Here is a 15571-nt window from a genome sequence, read left to right as displayed (position 1 = left end):
TTGGGACGTGCCCCTGTCACAGCCGCGCGAGGGTCCCGCCAACACGACCCACCCCCGCGAAGATCGGCGTATGGGCAACGTCTAGAGTGGCGTGGTACGCGCAAGTCTTCACCCCGTCTTCATCCGGGGAGCTTGCTGGGAATTTCTCTGTCAGGGGTGTGCGTGACGGCCGTCGAGTCCCGACCCGCAGGGGTCGTCTTGACTCCCAGCCCGGGGGGCCATCGGCCGTTCGGGGCTCGCGTCAAGGCATTCGTGGCGCTGACCAAGCCGCGGATCATCGAACTGCTGCTCATCACCACGGTTCCGGTGATGTTCCTCGCCGAGCAGGGCGTGCCGGATCTGTGGCTGGTACTCGCCACCTGTTTCGGCGGATACCTGTCGGCGGGCGGCGCCAACGCGCTGAACATGTACATCGACCGCGACATCGACGCCCTGATGGACCGCACGTCCCAGCGGCCGCTCGTGACCGGTGTGCTCACCCCGCGTGAGGGCCTGGTCTTCGGGCTCAGCCTGGCCGTGATCTCCACGCTCTGGTTCGGCCTGCTCGTCAACTGGCTGTCCGCCGCCCTCTCGCTCGGCGCGCTCCTCTTCTACGTCGTGGTCTACACGATGATCCTCAAGAGGCGCACCGCCCAGAACATCGTCTGGGGCGGCATCGCCGGCTGCCTGCCGGTGCTCATCGGCTGGTCGGCCGTCACGAACTCGATGTCGTGGGCCGCGGTCATCCTCTTCCTCGTCATCTTCTTCTGGACGCCGCCGCACTACTGGCCGCTGTCGATGAAGGTGAAGGACGACTACGCCCGCGCGGGCGTGCCCATGCTGCCGGTGCTCGCCTCCAACAAGGTGGTCGCCAAGCAGATCGTGCTCTACAGCTGGATCATGGTCGCGGTCTCCCTGCTGCTGACCCCGCTGGGCTACACCGGCTGGTTCTACACGGCCGTGGCGCTGGCCACCGGCGGCTGGTGGCTCTGGGAGGCCCACGCCCTGCTCCACCGGGCCAAGGCGGGCGCCCAGGGCGCCAAGCTGAAGGAGATGCGCCTCTTCCACTGGTCCATCACCTATGTGTCGCTGCTCTTCGTGGCGGTCGCGGTGGACCCCTTCCTGCGCTGAGACGCCTTCTCGCATCGCTCCGGCGGACGGCCGGGGTGCGTGGCCCACGCCACGTGCCCCGGCCGTCGCCAGTTGATCTACCCGCGAGTAGCATCCTTGCCATGGCAGACACGAAGCAGGCGGAGCGCAGGGCGGCCAAGCTGGCCAAGGAGATCCAGGCGTTCGCCGGGAAGCACGGCGGCGCCGAGGGCCAGCTCGCCCACATCGGCCAGGCGGGGACCCGCATCGTCCTCGTCGGCGAGGACGGCGGCTGGGGCGACCTGGTGGCCCCCACGTACGAGACCGCCCGGCTGGCGGCCGAGAAGGCCGGCCTCACCCTGCACGACGAGTTCGACGGCGAGTTCGCCGCCAAGGTCGTCACGGGCCCGTACGAGTGGACCCGGATGGCGGGTATCCAGATCGGCGGCCCGGCGAACAGCTGACGCCGTGAGGCGACAACCTCACGCGGGGCTCACCCGTTAGGAGGGGTGGAAACCCGTCCGACGTGGGAGCCCCCGAATGATCGACCCTCCGAGCCTGGTGGACCAGTACTGCCACGGGGTGCTCCGTACGGAGCTCGGCCTCGGCACCTTCGAGACGCACCTCGCGCCGGCGCCCCCCATGACCCGCTCCGGGCACCAGGGGGTGCCGCCCTCGCTCCCGGCGGCCGGCACCACCTTCTTCGACACCCAGACGGGCTTCGCGGTACGGCGCTGGTGCCCGCCGCTCCTCGGCCTCGAACCGCACTGCCCGCCGGCCCGCTACCTCGCCCGGCGCCGTGAACTCGGCGTCGTGGAGTCGGGCCGGCGTCTGCTGAGGGCCTCCGGGATCGACGCCTACCTGGTCGACACCGGGCTCCCCGGCGACCTCTACGGCCCCGCCGACCGCCACGCCCCCGCCGACCTCACCGGCCCCGCCGAGCTCGCCGCCACCGGGGCCGCCGCGGCGCACGAGATCGTCCGCCTGGAGCTCCTCGCCCAGCAGGTCGCCGACACCTCCGGCACCGTCGACTCCTTTCTCGCCAACCTCGCCGAGGCCGTGCGCGGGGCCGCCGCGGGCGCCGTCGCCTTCCTCTCCGCCGCCGCCCTGCGCGGCGGCCTCACGGCCGCGCCGGAGCCGCCCTGGCCGGGCGAGGTGCGCGGGGCCGCCGGCCGCTGGCTGGCCCGGCGCAGGGCGGGCGAGGCCCTCGACGACCCCGTGCTGCTGCGCCACCTGCTGTGGATCGCGGTCGGCTCCGGGCGGCCCCTCCAGCTGTACGTGGGGGAGCGGGACCCGAGCGGTCTCGCCGCCTTCGCGACGGCCACCGCGGGCCTCGGCACGGACCTGGTGCTGCTGCACGGCTATCCGCACCACCGGCAGGCGGCCCGGCTCGCCGGGCACTTCCCGCACGTCTACGCGGACCTCGGCCCGGTCGTCGCGCGCACCGGCGCCCGCGCGGCGGGCCTGCTCGCCGAGTTCCTGGAGCTCGCCCCCTTCGGCAAGCTGCTCTTCTCCAGCGGCGCCCGCGGACTGCCGGAGCTGCACGTCGTCGCGGCGAGCATCTTCCGGGGCGCCCTCGCCCGGGTCCTGGGCGAGTGGGTCGGCGACGGCGCCTGGTCCCGGACGGACGCGCAGCGGGTCGCCGCCATGCTCGCGGCGGGCAACGCGCGGCGGGTGTACCGGCTGGCGTGAACGGGCGCCCCGGACCGGCCGGGGCGCTGTCAGCGGCCGCTGATAGCTTCGGGTCCAAGCGAATGGATCATGGGGGAGGCGGCGAAGCCGTGCGGGACGTGACGAGCCACGAGATCGACGGAGAGCGGATCGAGCGGGCCCTGGAGGGCATCCGCAGCCGGACCTTCGGACACTGGCACGACTTCCGCTACGGCGGCGGTGTGTCGCTGAGCGGCCTGGCGAAGGCGCGGGACGAGCTCCTCGACTACGTCGGGGCGTGCTCCGTGGCGGGCCCCGGGCCCGACGGGACGGACCCGCGCCAGGCGCTGCGCACCGCGGCCGAGTGCGCCATCGGAGCGCTCGGGCTCGGCTGCTTCCCCGAGGGGGACTGGGACGTCCTCTTCCCCCTCGTCGACGAGACGCTCAGCAGCGACGAGCAGCTGTTCGACGAGAGCTGGGACGCGGCGCACGAGGTGCCCACCGCGCGGACCTGGACCGAGACCTTCGCGCTCTGCCTGCTCGGCGGGGCGCTCTGGACGCCGCGGCGGGTGGTCGGACCGCTGCTCCACGCGGACTACGCGCCCGCGATCCGCTCCGGAGTCCCGTACTCGCGGTTCGACCCGGTGTCCCGGCCGGCCGAGCTCGCGGAGATGGACGCCCTCTGCGCCTATCTGAGCGCGGACCAGTCCTGGCAGCCCGTGCCGCTCCGGCTGCCGGATGCCGAGCAGCGCGCGGCGCTGGCCCGGGCGCTCGACGGGGCGGGTGAGCTCGACCCCGACCAGCGACTGCTGCGGGTGCTCCTCGACGCCGACCGGGACGCCTTCGACCGGGCCCTCGCGGACCGCCTCGACGCGCATCGCGCGAGCGCGGAGGCGGCCGGGGACGCGGCCCCCAGGAGCCTGCTGCCGGTCCGGACGGCGGCCCTGGCCGCCCTCGCCCGCCAGGCGCACGGCTGGGCACCGGGCGTGCGCTCCGGCTACCTGCCCGGCGCGCTGCTGACGGAGCCGGCGCGGGAGACCGTCGGGTGACGGGGCGGGGACGGCCGGACCGCGCGGGTCAGGCCCGGGGCCGTCGGTCGGCCCCGGGGCGAGGACCCGGGCTCGTCCGGCCGGACCGGGACGCCTCCGGGCTCAGGCGCTGGTGAGTTCCGCGTCCGGCCGGGCCGGGACCGGGGCCGTGGCCACCGGGCGCTCGCGCAGGCTCAGGGCGAGTCGCAGGACCGCGATCCACATCAGCGAGGAGCCGAGCATGTGCGCGGCGACCATGACCTCGGGGACGCCGGTGAAGTACTGGACGTAGCCGACGCCGCCCTGGGCGAGCAGCACGATCAGCAGGTCGCGGGCGCGCGCCCGGGTGTCGTCGGGGGCGTCCACCACGCGCAGGACCAGCCACATCGCGACGGCCAGGGCGCAGACCACCCAGGCGGCGACGGCGTGGACGTGGGCCGCGTCCGTCCAGTCCCACGGCATGCGCGGCACGTCGCTGGAGTCGCCGGCGTGCTTGCCGGCGCCCGTCACCGTGGTGCCGAGCGCGATGAGCAGCGCGGAGACGACGACGATCGCCCAGGACAGCTTGCGCACCGGGCCCGGGACGCGCGGCTTCGGGGTGCCGTCGCCCTCGCCGGTGCGGTGCCAGGTGATGACGGCCACGGTGAGGAGCGAGTTCGCGGCGAGGAAGTGTCCGGCGACCGTCCACGGGTTGAGGCCCATCCACACCGTGATGCCGCCGATGACGGCGTTGCTCATCACGATCCAGAACTGGGCCCAGCCGAGCCGGGTGAGTCCGCGCCGCCGCGGCTTGGCGGAGCGGGCGGCGATGATCGCCCAGCCGACGGCCGCCGACAGGACGTAGGTCAGCATGCGGTTGCCGAACTCCACGAAGCCGTGGAAGCCCTGCTCGGCGGTGACGATGAGGCTGTCGTCCGTGCACTTGGGCCAGGTGTCGCAGCCGAGACCGGAGCCGGTCAGCCGGACCGCGCCGCCGGTGACGATGATGACCACGCTCATCACGACGGCGGAGAGCGCGGCGCGCCGGAGCGTCCGGGGGGACGGGGTCCAGCGCTGGGCGATGAAGGCGAGGGGGGTCTGCACGGGCCCTATCGTAGGCACGGGCTTGTGCGCGTTTTCACGAGGGGTGCGTTACGGGCTTTTGCGCCGCGAAACGTCACCGGACGCTCACCCTCCGACGCCCCCGCGGACCCTGCCGCCGGCTCACTCCCAGCGGAAGAGACGCGCCGCCGCACCGAGCCCCAGCACCGCCCAGACGGCGAGGATCAGCGCGTCGCCCCAGGGCAGCGCCGCCCCGCCCTGCAGCACGTCCCGCAGACCGTCGGAGAGTGCCGAGATGGGCAGCAGCTCCAGGACCGAGCGGGCCGCCTCCGGGAAGCGGTCCAGCGGCACGATCACCCCGCCGCCCACCAGGAGCAGCAGGAAGACCAGGTTCGCCGCGGCCAGCGTCGCCTCCGCCTTCAGGGTGCCGGCCATCAGCAGGCCGAGCCCCGAGAAGGCCGCGGTGCCGAGGACGAGCAGCACCAGGACGGAGAACGGGTCGCCCTGTGGAGACCAGCCGAGCCCCAGTGCGATCGCCGTCAGGAGCGCCACCTGGAGCACCTCGGTGACCAGCACCGACAGCGTCTTGGCGGTCATCAGCGCCCAGCGCGGCAGCGGCGAGGCGCCGAGCCGCTTGAGCACCCCGTAGCGGCGCTCGAAGCCGGTCGCGATGGCCTGCCCGGTGAAGGCGGTGGACATCACGGCGAGCGCGAGGACGCCCGGGGCGAGGAAGTCGACGGCCTTGTCCGTGCCCGTGTCGACGATGTCCACCGTCGAGAAGAGCACGAGCAGGAGGGAGGGGATGATCACCGTGAGGAGGAGCTGCTCGCCGTTGCGCAGCAGCATCCGGGTCTCCAGCGCGGTCTGCGCGGCGATCATCCGGCCGACGGGCGCCGCCCCCGGCTTCGGCGCGTACGTACCCGTGCTCATCCGCGCAGCTCCTTGCCGGTCAGTTCGAGGAAGACGTCTTCGAGGGTGTGCCGCTCGACCGAGATCCGGTCCGGCATCACGCCGTGCTGCGCGCACCAGCTGGTGACGGTGGCGAGCAGCTGCGGGTCGACCGTGCCGGTGAGCCGGTACGTGCCCGGGGTCGGCTCGGCCGCCGCGGTGCCGTCCGGCAGCGCCTTCAGGAGCGAGCCGAGGTCGAGGCCGGGGCGGCCGGTGAAGCGCAGGGTGTTCTCCGCGCCGCCGCGGCACAGCTCTTCGGGGCTTCCCTGGGCGGCGACCCGGCCGGCGTCGATGATGGCGACGTCGTCGGCGAGCTCCTCCGCCTCGTTCATGAAGTGGGTGGTGAGCACGACGGTCACGCCGTCGGCCCGCAGCTCGCGGACCAGCTCCCAGGTGGCGCGGCGGGCCTGCGGGTCGAGTCCGGCGGTCGGCTCGTCGAGGAAGACCAGCTCGGGGCGGCCCACCACGGCCATGGCGAGCGACAGGCGCTGCTGCTGACCGCCGGAGAGGCGACGGTAGGCCGTCCGGCCGCAGGAGCCGAGGCCGAGGCGCTCGATCAGGGCGTCCACGTCCAGCGGGTGCGCGTGCAGCTTCGCCATGTGGCGCAGCATCTCGTCGGCGCGGGCGCCGGAGTAGACGCCGCCGGACTGGAGCATCACGCCGATCCGGGGGCGCAGCGCCGAGGCGTCGGCGACCGGGTCGAGGCCGAGGACGCGCACGGTGCCGGCGTCCGGCCTCCGGTAGCCCTCGCAGGTCTCGACGGTGGTGGTCTTGCCGGCGCCGTTGGGGCCGAGGACGGCGGTGACGGTGCCGGTCCGGACGTCGAGGTCGAGGCCGTCGACGGCGGTCTTCGTCCCGTACCGCTTGACCAGGCCCCGGACCCGGACGGCGGACTCGACGGACTCGTTTCGCATGCCGGGAAGTCTAGAGAGGGGGCGAAGGTCCCCCCGGCGCGGGGCCCGGGTCCCTGAGTCCCGATCGCGCTGACGATCGTGACGTCCACGGGCGCGCGGCTCTCCACCGCCCCCGCACGTGCACGTCGTGGGCGGAGGAGTGCTGGTGGGAGGCTCGTACTGGTTCACCGGACCGGCCGGAAACGTCCTACGAATGATCATTTCCGCAGGTCAGGTAAGCCTTACCTGAGTGATGCACGGCACCGTGATCGCTCCGGGCGCGGCTTGTCACTCCCCGATTAATTACGCAACAATGGCGTTGTGAAAAACGTTGGCGCGGCTCCGGTGGAGGAACTCGCGACCCGAGAGCGTTCCACGCGCAACCGGGTCGCGCGGTCGATCCTGGATCACGGGCCCTCGACCGTCGCCGATCTCGCCGAGCGGCTCGGTCTCACCCAGGCCGCCGTCCGCCGCCACCTCGACTCGCTGGTCGCGGACTCCGTCGTCGAGGCCCGCGAGAAGCGCGTCTACGGGACCCGCACCCGCGGCCGCCCCGCGAAGGTCTTCGCACTCACCGACTGCGGCCGCGACGCCTTCGACCAGTCGTACGACTCCCTGGCGGTCGAGGCGCTCCGCTGGATCGAGCGCAACGCCGGGGGAGAGGCGGCCGTCGCCGCCTTCGCCCGCGACCGGATCGAGGCCCAGGCCGAGTCGTACCGCGAGGCCGTCGAATCCGCCGACCCGCAGGAACGCACCGAGGCGCTCGCCAAGGCGCTGACCGCCGACGGGTACGCTGCCACTGCGCGTCACGCGCCGGTCGGCGAGCAGCTCTGCCAGCACCACTGCCCGGTCGCGCACGTCGCCGAGCAGTACCCCCAGCTGTGCGAGGCGGAGACGGAGATCTTCTCCCGCCTCCTCGGGACCCACGTCCAGCGCCTGGCCACCATCGCCCACGGCGACGGCGTCTGCACGACCTTCATCCCGCACGGCGGCCCCCAGGGCCCACAGACCAGTTCGTCATCAGCATCCGCAAGCACGGCCGGGAGGAACCCCGCATGACCACCGAGATCAGCCACCCCGAGCTCGAGGGCCTGGGTCGGTACGAGTACGGCTGGGCCGACTCGGACGCGGCCGGCGCCACCGCCAAGCGCGGCCTCAACGAGGACGTCGTCCGCGACATCTCCTCGAAGAAGAACGAGCCCGAGTGGATGCTGAAGCTGCGCCTCAAGGGTCTGCGGCTCTTCGGCAAGAAGCCCATGCCGACCTGGGGCTCCGACCTCTCCGGCATCGACTTCGACAACATCAAGTACTTCGTGCGGTCCACCGAGAAGCAGGCCGAGTCCTGGGAGGACCTGCCGGAGGACATCAAGAACACGTACGACAAGCTGGGCATCCCGGAGGCGGAGAAGCAGCGCCTCGTCGCCGGTGTCGCCGCCCAGTACGAGTCCGAGGTCGTCTACCACCAGATCCGCGAGGACCTGGAGGAGCAGGGCGTCATCTTCGTCGACACCGACACCGCGCTGAAGGAGCACGAGGAGCTCTTCAAGGAGTACTTCGGCACCGTCATCCCGGTCGGCGACAACAAGTTCGCCTCGCTGAACACGGCCGTGTGGTCCGGCGGATCGTTCATCTACGTGCCGAAGGGCGTGCACGTCGAGATCCCGCTCCAGGCCTACTTCCGTATCAACACGGAGAACATGGGCCAGTTCGAGCGGACGCTGATCATCGTCGACGAGGACGCCTACGTCCACTACGTCGAGGGCTGCACCGCCCCGATCTACTCCTCCGACTCGCTGCACAGCGCCGTCGTCGAGATCATCGTGAAGAAGGGCGGCCGCTGCCGCTACACGACCATCCAGAACTGGTCGAACAACGTCTACAACCTGGTGACCAAGCGCGCCGTCGCCTACGAGGGCGCCACCATGGAGTGGGTCGACGGCAACATCGGCTCCAAGGTCACCATGAAGTACCCGGCCGTCTACCTGATGGGCGAGCACGCCAAGGGCGAGACCCTGTCCATCGCCTTCGCGGGCGAGGGCCAGCACCAGGACGCCGGCGCCAAGATGGTCCACATGGCCCCGAACACCTCCTCCAACATCGTCTCCAAGTCGGTGGCGCGAGGCGGCGGCCGCACCTCCTACCGCGGTCTCATCGAGATCGGCGAGGGCGCCCCGGGCTCCAAGTCGAACGTCCTGTGCGACGCGCTGCTCGTCGACACGATCTCCCGCTCGGACACGTACCCCTACGTGGACGTGCGCGAGGACGACGTCTCCATGGGCCACGAGGCCACCGTCTCCAAGGTCTCCGAGGACCAGCTCTTCTACCTGATGAGCCGCGGCCTCACCGAGTTCGAGGCGATGGCCATGATCGTCCGCGGCTTCGTCGAGCCCATCGCGAAGGAGCTGCCGATGGAGTACGCGCTGGAGCTCAACCGGCTGATCGAGCTGCAGATGGAAGGCGCGGTCGGCTAAGGCCCCGCACCGCACCGCCACGCAGCGACCGATTTTCTTTACGTACGCAGGAAGAGAGCAAGACGACAGCCATGGCTGAGGGTCAGAACATCCCCGCGGGCTCCACCACCGCGGGCTCCATCGCGGTGGCCGCCGAGTCCACCGTCGCCACGCGCATGAGCGCCCCGCCGTCCTTCGACGTGGCGGACTTCCCCGTCCCGCACGGCCGCGAGGAGGAGTGGCGCTTCACTCCGCTGGAGCGCCTGCGCGGCCTGCACGACGGCACCGCCGTCGTGTCCGGCGAGGGCGTCCGCGTCGACGTCGAGGCCCCCGAAGGCGTCACCGTGGAGACCGTGGGCCGCGACGACGCGCGCCTCGGCAAGGCCGGCACGCCGGTCGACCGCGTCGCCGCCCAGGCGTACACCTCCTTCGAGAAGGCCTCGGTCGTCACCGTCGCCAAGGAGGCCGTCCTCACCGAGCCCATCCGCATCGCCGTGCACGGCCAGGGCGGGACCGCCTTCGGCCACCAGGTGATCGAGCTCGGCGCCTTCGCCGAGGCCGTCGTGGTCATCGACCACACCGGTGACGCGGTGCTCGCCGCCAACGTCGACTACGTGCTCGGCGACGGCGCCAAGCTGACCGTCGTCTCCGTCCAGGACTGGGACGAGAAGGCCGTCCACGTCGCCCAGCACAACGCGCTGATCGGCCGCGACGCCTCCTTCAAGTCGGTCGTCGTGACCTTCGGCGGCGACGTCGTGCGCATCCACCCGCGCGTGACGTACACGGCCCCCGGCGGCGAGGCCGAGCTCTTCGGCCTGTACTTCACCGACGCCGGGCAGCACCAGGAGCACCGCCTCCTGGTCACCCACAACGTCCCGCACTGCAAGTCCAACGTGGCCTACAAGGGCGCGCTGCAGGGCCAGGACGCCCACGCGGTCTGGATCGGCGACGTCCTCATCGAGGCCGCGGCCGAGGGCACCGACACCTACGAGCTCAACCGGAACCTCGTCCTCACCGACGGTGCCCGCGTCGACTCGGTGCCGAACCTGGAGATCGAGACCGGCGAGATCGCCGGTGCCGGCCACGCCTCCGCCACCGGTCGCTTCGACGACGAGCAGCTCTTCTACCTGATGTCCCGCGGCATCCCGGAGACCGAGGCCCGCCGCCTCGTCGTCCGCGGCTTCTTCGCGGAGCTGGTCCAGCAGATCGGTCTGCCGGACGTCCAGGAGCGCCTGCTGGCCAAGATCGAGGCCGAGCTGGAGGCGTCCGTCTGATGGCCTTCGTCCGCGCCTGTGCGCTGAGCGAGCTGGAGGAGGACACCCCGAAGCGGGTGGAACTCGACGGCACGCCGGTGTCCGTCGTGCACACCGAGGGCGAGGTGTACGCGATCCACGACATCTGCTCGCACGCGAACGTCTCCCTCTCCGAGGGCGAGGTGGAGGACTGCCAGATCGAGTGCTGGCTGCACGGCTCCGCGTTCGACCTCCGCACGGGCAAGCCGTCCGGCCTCCCCGCGACGCGCCCCGTCCCCGTATACCCCGTAAAGATCGAAGGGGACGATGTGCTCGTCTCCGTCACCCAGGAGTCCTGAGTCACCCATGGCAACGCTTGAAATCCACGACCTGCACGTCTCCGTCGAGGCCGAGAACGGTCCGCGCGAGATCCTCAAGGGTGTCGACCTGACCATCAAGCAGGGCGAGACCCACGCCGTCATGGGCCCGAACGGCTCCGGCAAGTCGACCCTGGCGTACTCGCTGGCCGGCCACCCGAAGTACACGATCACCGGCGGCACCGTCACCCTCGACGGTGAGGACGTCCTGGAGATGTCGGTCGACGAGCGCGCCCGCGCCGGCGTCTTCCTGGCCATGCAGTACCCGGTCGAGGTCCCCGGCGTCTCGGTCTCCAACTTCCTGCGCACCTCCGCCACCGCCGTCCGCGGCGAGGCGCCCAAGCTGCGCACCTGGGTGAAGGAGGTCAAGTCCGCGATGGAGCAGCTCCAGATGGACCCGGCCTTCGCCGAGCGCAACGTCAACGAGGGCTTCTCCGGCGGCGAGAAGAAGCGCCACGAGATCCTCCAGCTCGAACTGCTCAAGCCGAGGATCGCGATCCTCGACGAGACCGACTCCGGCCTCGACGTCGACGCGCTGCGCATCGTCTCCGAGGGCGTCAACCGCGTCCGCGAGACCGGCGAGGTCGGCACCCTGCTGATCACGCACTACACGCGGATCCTCCGCTACATCAAGCCCGACTTCGTGCACGTCTTCGCGAACGGCCGCATCGTCGAGTCCGGTGGCGCCGAGCTCGCCGACCAGCTGGAGAACGAGGGCTACGACAAGTACGTGAAGGGTGGCGCATCCGCGTGACTTCCGCCCATCCGGGCCTGACCGGCCTCCTCGACACCGAGGCGATCCGCAAGGACTTCCCGCTCCTGGATCGTCTGGTCCACGACGACAAGAAGATCGTCTACCTGGACTCCGCGGCCACCTCGCAGAAGCCGCGCCAGGTCCTCGACGCTCTCAACGCGTACTACGAGCGGCACAACGCCAACGTCCACCGCGGTGTCTACACGGTCGCCGAGGAGGCCACCGCGCTGTACGAGGGCGCCCGCGACAAGGTCGCCGCCTTCATCAACGCGCCGAGCCGCGACGAGGTGATCTTCACCAAGAACGCCTCCGAGTCGCTCAACCTCGTGGCCAACATGCTGGGCTGGGCCGACGAGCCCTACCGCGTGGACCACGAGACCGAGATCGTCATCACGGAGATGGAGCACCACTCCAACATCGTCCCGTGGCAGCTGCTGGGGCAGCGCACCGGCGCGAAGCTGAAGTGGTTCGGGCTCACCGACGACGGCAGGCTCGACCTGTCCGACATCGAGGAGCTGATCACCGAGAAGACCAAGGTGGTCTCCTTCACCCTGGTCTCCAACCTCCTCGGCACGATCAACCCGGTCGAGGCCATCGTCCGCCGGGCCCAGGAGGTCGGTGCGCTGGTCTGCATCGACGCCTCCCAGGCCGCCCCGCACATGGTGCTCGACGTGCAGGCGCTGCAGGCCGACTTCGTGGCCTTCACCGGCCACAAGATGTGCGGCCCGACCGGCATCGGCGTGCTGTGGGGACGCCAGGAGCTCCTGGAGGACCTGCCGCCGTTCCTCGGTGGCGGCGAGATGATCGAGACCGTCTCGATGCACTCCTCCACCTACGCGCCGGCCCCGCACAAGTTCGAGGCGGGTACGCCCCCGATCGCCCAGGCCGTCGGCCTCGGCGCGGCCGTGGACTACCTGTCGGCGATCGGCATGGAGAACATCGCGCGCCACGAGCACGCGATCACCGAGTACGCCGTCCGCCGCCTCCAGGAGGTTCCGGACCTGCGGATCATCGGCCCCACCACGGCCGAGGACCGCGGCGCGGCGATCTCCTTCACGCTCGGCGACATCCACCCGCACGACGTGGGCCAGGTGCTCGACGAGCAGGGCATCGCGGTGCGGGTCGGACACCACTGCGCGCGGCCGGTCTGCCTGCGGTACGGAATTCCCGCGACCACGCGAGCGTCGTTCTATCTGTACTCCACCCCGGCCGAGGTCGACGCCCTGGTCGCGGGTCTGGAGCACGTACGGAACTTCTTCGGCTAGGGGACGCCTCGTGAAGCTGGATTCGATGTACCAGGACGTCATCCTGGACCACTACAAGCACCCGCACGGGCGCGGTCTGCGGGACGGCGACGCCGAGGTGCACCACGTCAACCCGACCTGCGGCGACGAGATCACGCTCCGCGTGAAGTACGACGGCTCGCGGATCGAGGACGTGTCGTACGAGGGCCAGGGCTGCTCCATCAGCCAGGCCTCGGCCTCCGTCCTCAACGAGCTGCTCGTCGGCAAGGAGCTGGCCGAGGCGCAGAAGATCCAGGGCACCTTCCTGGAGCTGATGCAGTCCAAGGGTCAGCTCGAGCCGGACGACGCGATGGAGGAGATCCTGGAGGACGCGGTCGCGTTCGCCGGTGTCTCGAAGTACCCGGCCCGGGTGAAGTGCGCGCTGCTCAGCTGGATGGCGTGGAAGGACGCGACCGCCCAGGCCCTGGGTGACGGTGTCGCTGAGAGGAAGTCGGCATGACCGAGAACGCTGAGGCCACGATGAAGCCGGCCTCCGAAGAAGAAGTCCGCGAGGCGCTCTACGACGTCGTCGACCCCGAACTGGGCATCGACGTGGTCAACCTGGGCCTCATCTACGGCATCCACATCGACGACTCGAACGTCGCGACGCTGGACATGACCCTGACGTCGGCGGCCTGCCCGCTGACCGACGTGATCGAGGACCAGGCGAAGGCCGCCACCGACGGCATCGTCAACGAGCTGAAGATCAACTGGGTCTGGATGCCCCCGTGGGGCCCGGACAAGATCACGGACGACGGCCGCGAGCAGCTGCGCGCGCTCGGGTTCAACGTCTGACCGACGCCGCCGCCGCGTTCACGCGCCGAGGGCCGCACTCCTCCGGGAGTGCGGCCCTCGCTGCGTGTCTCAGACCAGTCCGGCCGTCCGGGCCAGCACCGGGCCCAGGTTCTCCTGGCGCATGCGCTGGTCCACGTAGAGCAGGGCGGAGACCAGGGGCTGGAGGGGGGCCAGGACGGCCTGGGAGGCGATGCTGCCGACCAGGACGAAGCCCATCACGGCGGACATCGAGGCGATGATCTCGCTGGGGGAGCCCTCGGCGTCGAAGTCCATCGTCGACATCGGGATCCAGGCGAGGATCGAGAACACCTGCTGGATCGCCCAGCCGACCACGGCCACGATGGCCGCCGCGGCGATCGTGCAGCCGAAGATCCGCCACCAGGAGCCGCGCACCAGGCCGGCGGAGCGGCGCAGCGCGCCCACCGCGCCCGCGCCCTCGATGACGGCGACCGCGGGGGCCAGGCTGAACTTCACCCAGAGCCAGAGGGCCAGGGGGACGGTCGCCAGGGCGCCCAGGAGCAGCAGCATGCCGGCGAGCGAGGCGCCCAGGCCCTCGTCGCTCCCGGACGCGCCGATGCCCGCGATCATGCCGAACATCAGCATGCCGGCGCCGAGCACGAAGAGCACCCCCGGCACGAACATGGCCAGCATCGACAGGAAGACCGAGCTCAGCACCGCGCCGAGTCGCGACCAGGCGCGGCTCCAGACGGCCGCGAAGCCGACGGGGCGGCCGAGCACCGCCTCCTGCGCGACGACCGGGACGGCGGCGTAGACCAGGCCGTTGGCCAGCACCAGGCAGAGCGCGCCGGTCAGCCAGACGCCGACGAAGGCGACGAACAGGGCCTGGATGTCCGCGCGGTCGGGGTCCTGGTCGTGCGGGAGGCCGGACAGCCGGTCGACGTTGTCCGCCACGGCGTTCCAGGCGAGCGCCATCGCGCCGCCGACGAGCGCCGTCGCCACCCCGTAGGCGATCGTCGCGATGCCCAGCAGGGGCTTCCAGTAGCGCCCGAACGCGCTGAACGCGCCGGTCAGGATCTGCCCGAAGGTCAGCGGCACCAGGGGTATGACGCCGGGCTTCGGTGGGGGAGCGTATCCGTATCCGTACGGCCCCGAGGGATATGTCATGCGCACACCGTAGCCTCCGTCGTTGTGTACGCTCGTACACATGGGATACGGACTGCTCGCGGGCGCCATAGTGGCGGAGATCGTCGCCACCACCTCCATGAAGTACAGCGAGGGCTTCTCGAGACTGGTGCCCTCACTGATCACCGGCGCCGGCTACGTCGTCGCCTTCGCGCTCCTCGCCCAGGCGCTGAAGACCCTCCAGGTCGGCACCGCCTACGCGATCTGGTCCGGCATCGGCACCGCCGCCGTCGCCGCGATCGGCGCGCTCTTCCTCGGCGAGCCCATGAACCTCGCCAAGATCGCCGGCATCGTGCTGATCGTCGCCGGGGTCGCCGTCCTCAACATGGGCGGTGCGCACTGATGCCCCGGCCCAGGCGGTACGACCCCGAGCGGCGCGACCGGATCGTCGACGCGGCCCTGCGCGTGGTCGGCCGCGGCGGCATCGCGGGCCTCAGCCACCGCACCGTCGCCGCGGAGGCCGACGTGCCGCTCGGCTCCACCACGTACCACTTCGCCTCCCTCGACGAACTCCTCGTCGCCGCCCTGCGCCGCGCCAACGCCAACTTCGGGCGCGCGCTGCGCGAGAGCCCCGGCCTCGCCGACCCGGCCGCCGACCTCGCCGCCGTCCTCGCCCGCCTCATCGGCGAGTGGCTCGGCGGCGAACGGACCGGCGTGGAGCTGGAGTACGAGCTCTATCTCGCCGCCCTGCGCCGCCCCGCCCTGCGGCCCGTCGCCGCCGAATGGGCCGAGGACGTCAGCGCCTGCCTGGCCCCGCGCACCGACCCGGCCACCGCCCGCGCCGTCATCGCCCTCATGGACGGCATCTGCCTCCAGGTCCTGCTCACCGACGGCAGGTACGACGAGGCGTACGTCCGCGAGATGCTCGGCCGAGTGCTGGGCGGCGGCCGCCGGACGGGCTGAACGAAG

General features: G+C 71.4%; 18 protein-coding genes. 14 read left to right on the top strand and 4 right to left on the bottom strand.

Annotation, left to right across the window (positions count from 1 at the left end; translation table 11 throughout):
* The first annotated feature begins 162 nt into the window (after nt 1-162).
* The 4 genes from OG309_RS09125 to OG309_RS09110 all read left to right on the top strand — a co-directional run bounded on the left by OG309_RS09125 (nt 163) and on the right by OG309_RS09110 (nt 3767).
* On the top strand, nt 163-1110 hold the full coding sequence (locus OG309_RS09125; protein WP_329419625.1) for a heme o synthase: 948 nt from the start codon (nt 163-165) through the stop codon (nt 1108-1110).
* Nucleotides 1111-1211: 101 nt separating this feature from the next.
* The gene (locus tag OG309_RS09120) at nt 1212-1532 is read left to right on the top strand and encodes a hypothetical protein (protein ID WP_329419624.1); all 321 of its coding nucleotides are present in this window, start codon (nt 1212-1214) and stop codon (nt 1530-1532) included.
* Nucleotides 1533-1608: 76 nt separating this feature from the next.
* On the top strand, nt 1609-2760 hold the full coding sequence (locus OG309_RS09115) for an amidohydrolase (protein ID WP_329419623.1): 1152 nt from the start codon (nt 1609-1611) through the stop codon (nt 2758-2760).
* 89 nt (nt 2761-2849) lie between these two features.
* Complete coding sequence (locus OG309_RS09110) at nt 2850-3767, top strand: Imm49 family immunity protein (RefSeq protein ID WP_329419621.1); 918 nt, start codon at nt 2850-2852, stop codon at nt 3765-3767.
* Nucleotides 3768-3869: 102 nt separating this feature from the next.
* Here OG309_RS09110 and OG309_RS09105 read toward each other — a convergent pair whose 3' ends face one another.
* The 3 genes from OG309_RS09105 to OG309_RS09095 all read right to left on the bottom strand — a co-directional run bounded on the left by OG309_RS09105 (nt 3870) and on the right by OG309_RS09095 (nt 6649).
* Nucleotides 3870-4838, bottom strand: a complete 969-nt coding sequence (locus tag OG309_RS09105) for a COX15/CtaA family protein (protein WP_329428226.1) — start codon at nt 4836-4838, stop codon at nt 3870-3872.
* Nucleotides 4839-4949: 111 nt separating this feature from the next.
* Nucleotides 4950-5717 (bottom strand): ABC transporter permease, encoded by a 768-nt coding sequence (locus tag OG309_RS09100; RefSeq protein WP_329419620.1) that lies wholly within the window; start codon nt 5715-5717, stop codon nt 4950-4952.
* Complete coding sequence (locus tag OG309_RS09095; protein ID WP_329419618.1) at nt 5714-6649, bottom strand: ABC transporter ATP-binding protein; 936 nt, start codon at nt 6647-6649, stop codon at nt 5714-5716. Before OG309_RS09095 ends, OG309_RS09100 begins: the two co-directional genes overlap by 4 nt.
* A 300-nt stretch (nt 6650-6949) precedes the next feature.
* Here OG309_RS09095 and OG309_RS09090 point away from each other — a divergent pair, with 300 nt between their 5' ends.
* The 8 genes from OG309_RS09090 to OG309_RS09055 all read left to right on the top strand — a co-directional run bounded on the left by OG309_RS09090 (nt 6950) and on the right by OG309_RS09055 (nt 13519).
* The gene (locus tag OG309_RS09090; protein ID WP_329419617.1) at nt 6950-7687 is read left to right on the top strand and encodes a helix-turn-helix transcriptional regulator; all 738 of its coding nucleotides are present in this window, start codon (nt 6950-6952) and stop codon (nt 7685-7687) included.
* Nucleotides 7684-9099: a Fe-S cluster assembly protein SufB gene (gene sufB / locus OG309_RS09085; RefSeq protein ID WP_329419615.1), complete on the top strand. Its 1416-nt coding sequence runs from the start codon at nt 7684-7686 to the stop codon at nt 9097-9099. The genes OG309_RS09090 and sufB overlap by 4 nt, the downstream gene beginning before the upstream one ends.
* 71 nt (nt 9100-9170) lie before the next feature.
* On the top strand, nt 9171-10352 hold the full coding sequence (gene sufD / locus OG309_RS09080) for a Fe-S cluster assembly protein SufD (RefSeq protein WP_329419613.1): 1182 nt from the start codon (nt 9171-9173) through the stop codon (nt 10350-10352).
* Nucleotides 10352-10669, top strand: coding sequence for a bifunctional 3-phenylpropionate/cinnamic acid dioxygenase ferredoxin subunit (locus OG309_RS09075; protein WP_329419611.1), 318 nt, complete (start codon nt 10352-10354; stop codon nt 10667-10669). Before sufD ends, OG309_RS09075 begins: the two co-directional genes overlap by 1 nt.
* A 7-nt stretch (nt 10670-10676) precedes the next feature.
* A complete protein-coding gene (gene sufC / locus OG309_RS09070) occupies nt 10677-11441 on the top strand; it encodes a Fe-S cluster assembly ATPase SufC (RefSeq protein ID WP_329419609.1) in 765 nt (254 codons plus the stop codon).
* Nucleotides 11438-12706 (top strand): cysteine desulfurase, encoded by a 1269-nt coding sequence (locus OG309_RS09065; RefSeq protein WP_329419607.1) that lies wholly within the window; start codon nt 11438-11440, stop codon nt 12704-12706. The genes sufC and OG309_RS09065 overlap by 4 nt, the downstream gene beginning before the upstream one ends.
* 10 nt (nt 12707-12716) lie before the next feature.
* Nucleotides 12717-13184, top strand: coding sequence for a Fe-S cluster assembly sulfur transfer protein SufU (sufU, locus tag OG309_RS09060; RefSeq protein ID WP_329419606.1), 468 nt, complete (start codon nt 12717-12719; stop codon nt 13182-13184).
* A complete protein-coding gene (locus tag OG309_RS09055; RefSeq protein ID WP_046907888.1) occupies nt 13181-13519 on the top strand; it encodes a metal-sulfur cluster assembly factor in 339 nt (112 codons plus the stop codon). The genes sufU and OG309_RS09055 overlap by 4 nt, the downstream gene beginning before the upstream one ends.
* 69 nt (nt 13520-13588) lie before the next feature.
* Here OG309_RS09055 and OG309_RS09050 read toward each other — a convergent pair whose 3' ends face one another.
* Nucleotides 13589-14644 carry a DUF7847 domain-containing protein gene (locus tag OG309_RS09050; RefSeq protein ID WP_329419603.1) on the bottom strand — a complete coding sequence of 352 codons (1056 nt, stop codon included), beginning with the start codon at nt 14642-14644 and terminating at the stop codon, nt 13589-13591.
* Nucleotides 14645-14684: 40 nt separating this feature from the next.
* Here OG309_RS09050 and OG309_RS09045 point away from each other — a divergent pair, with 40 nt between their 5' ends.
* Both OG309_RS09045 and OG309_RS09040 read left to right on the top strand, forming a co-directional pair.
* Nucleotides 14685-15005, top strand: coding sequence for a DMT family transporter (locus tag OG309_RS09045; RefSeq protein WP_329419602.1), 321 nt, complete (start codon nt 14685-14687; stop codon nt 15003-15005).
* Nucleotides 15005-15565 (top strand): TetR/AcrR family transcriptional regulator, encoded by a 561-nt coding sequence (locus tag OG309_RS09040; RefSeq protein WP_329419601.1) that lies wholly within the window; start codon nt 15005-15007, stop codon nt 15563-15565. Before OG309_RS09045 ends, OG309_RS09040 begins: the two co-directional genes overlap by 1 nt.
* Nucleotides 15566-15571 lie beyond the last annotated feature (6 nt).

Origin of the sequence: Streptomyces sp. NBC_01268 (genome assembly GCF_036240795.1) — a bacterium.
Lineage (GTDB): Bacteria > Actinomycetota > Actinomycetes > Streptomycetales > Streptomycetaceae > Streptomyces.
Note: the sequence above shows the minus strand (reverse complement) of the source record. Positions and strands in the feature narration are given on the sequence as shown.

Coding starts and splice junctions, on each gene's coding strand:
- OG309_RS09045 (WP_329419602.1), top strand. CDS start 14,685: ATGGGATACGGACTGCTCGCGGGCGCCATAGTGGCGGAGATCGTCGCC.
- OG309_RS09075 (WP_329419611.1), top strand. CDS start 10,352: ATGGCCTTCGTCCGCGCCTGTGCGCTGAGCGAGCTGGAGGAGGACACC.
- OG309_RS09095 (WP_329419618.1), bottom strand. CDS start 6,649: ATGCGAAACGAGTCCGTCGAGTCCGCCGTCCGGGTCCGGGGCCTGGTC.
- OG309_RS09050 (WP_329419603.1), bottom strand. CDS start 14,644: ATGACATATCCCTCGGGGCCGTACGGATACGGATACGCTCCCCCACCG.
- OG309_RS09115 (WP_329419623.1), top strand. CDS start 1,609: ATGATCGACCCTCCGAGCCTGGTGGACCAGTACTGCCACGGGGTGCTC.
- sufD (WP_329419613.1), top strand. CDS start 9,171: ATGGCTGAGGGTCAGAACATCCCCGCGGGCTCCACCACCGCGGGCTCC.
- sufB (WP_329419615.1), top strand. CDS start 7,684: ATGACCACCGAGATCAGCCACCCCGAGCTCGAGGGCCTGGGTCGGTAC.
- OG309_RS09055 (WP_046907888.1), top strand. CDS start 13,181: ATGACCGAGAACGCTGAGGCCACGATGAAGCCGGCCTCCGAAGAAGAA.
- OG309_RS09100 (WP_329419620.1), bottom strand. CDS start 5,717: ATGAGCACGGGTACGTACGCGCCGAAGCCGGGGGCGGCGCCCGTCGGC.
- OG309_RS09120 (WP_329419624.1), top strand. CDS start 1,212: ATGGCAGACACGAAGCAGGCGGAGCGCAGGGCGGCCAAGCTGGCCAAG.
- OG309_RS09040 (WP_329419601.1), top strand. CDS start 15,005: ATGCCCCGGCCCAGGCGGTACGACCCCGAGCGGCGCGACCGGATCGTC.
- sufC (WP_329419609.1), top strand. CDS start 10,677: ATGGCAACGCTTGAAATCCACGACCTGCACGTCTCCGTCGAGGCCGAG.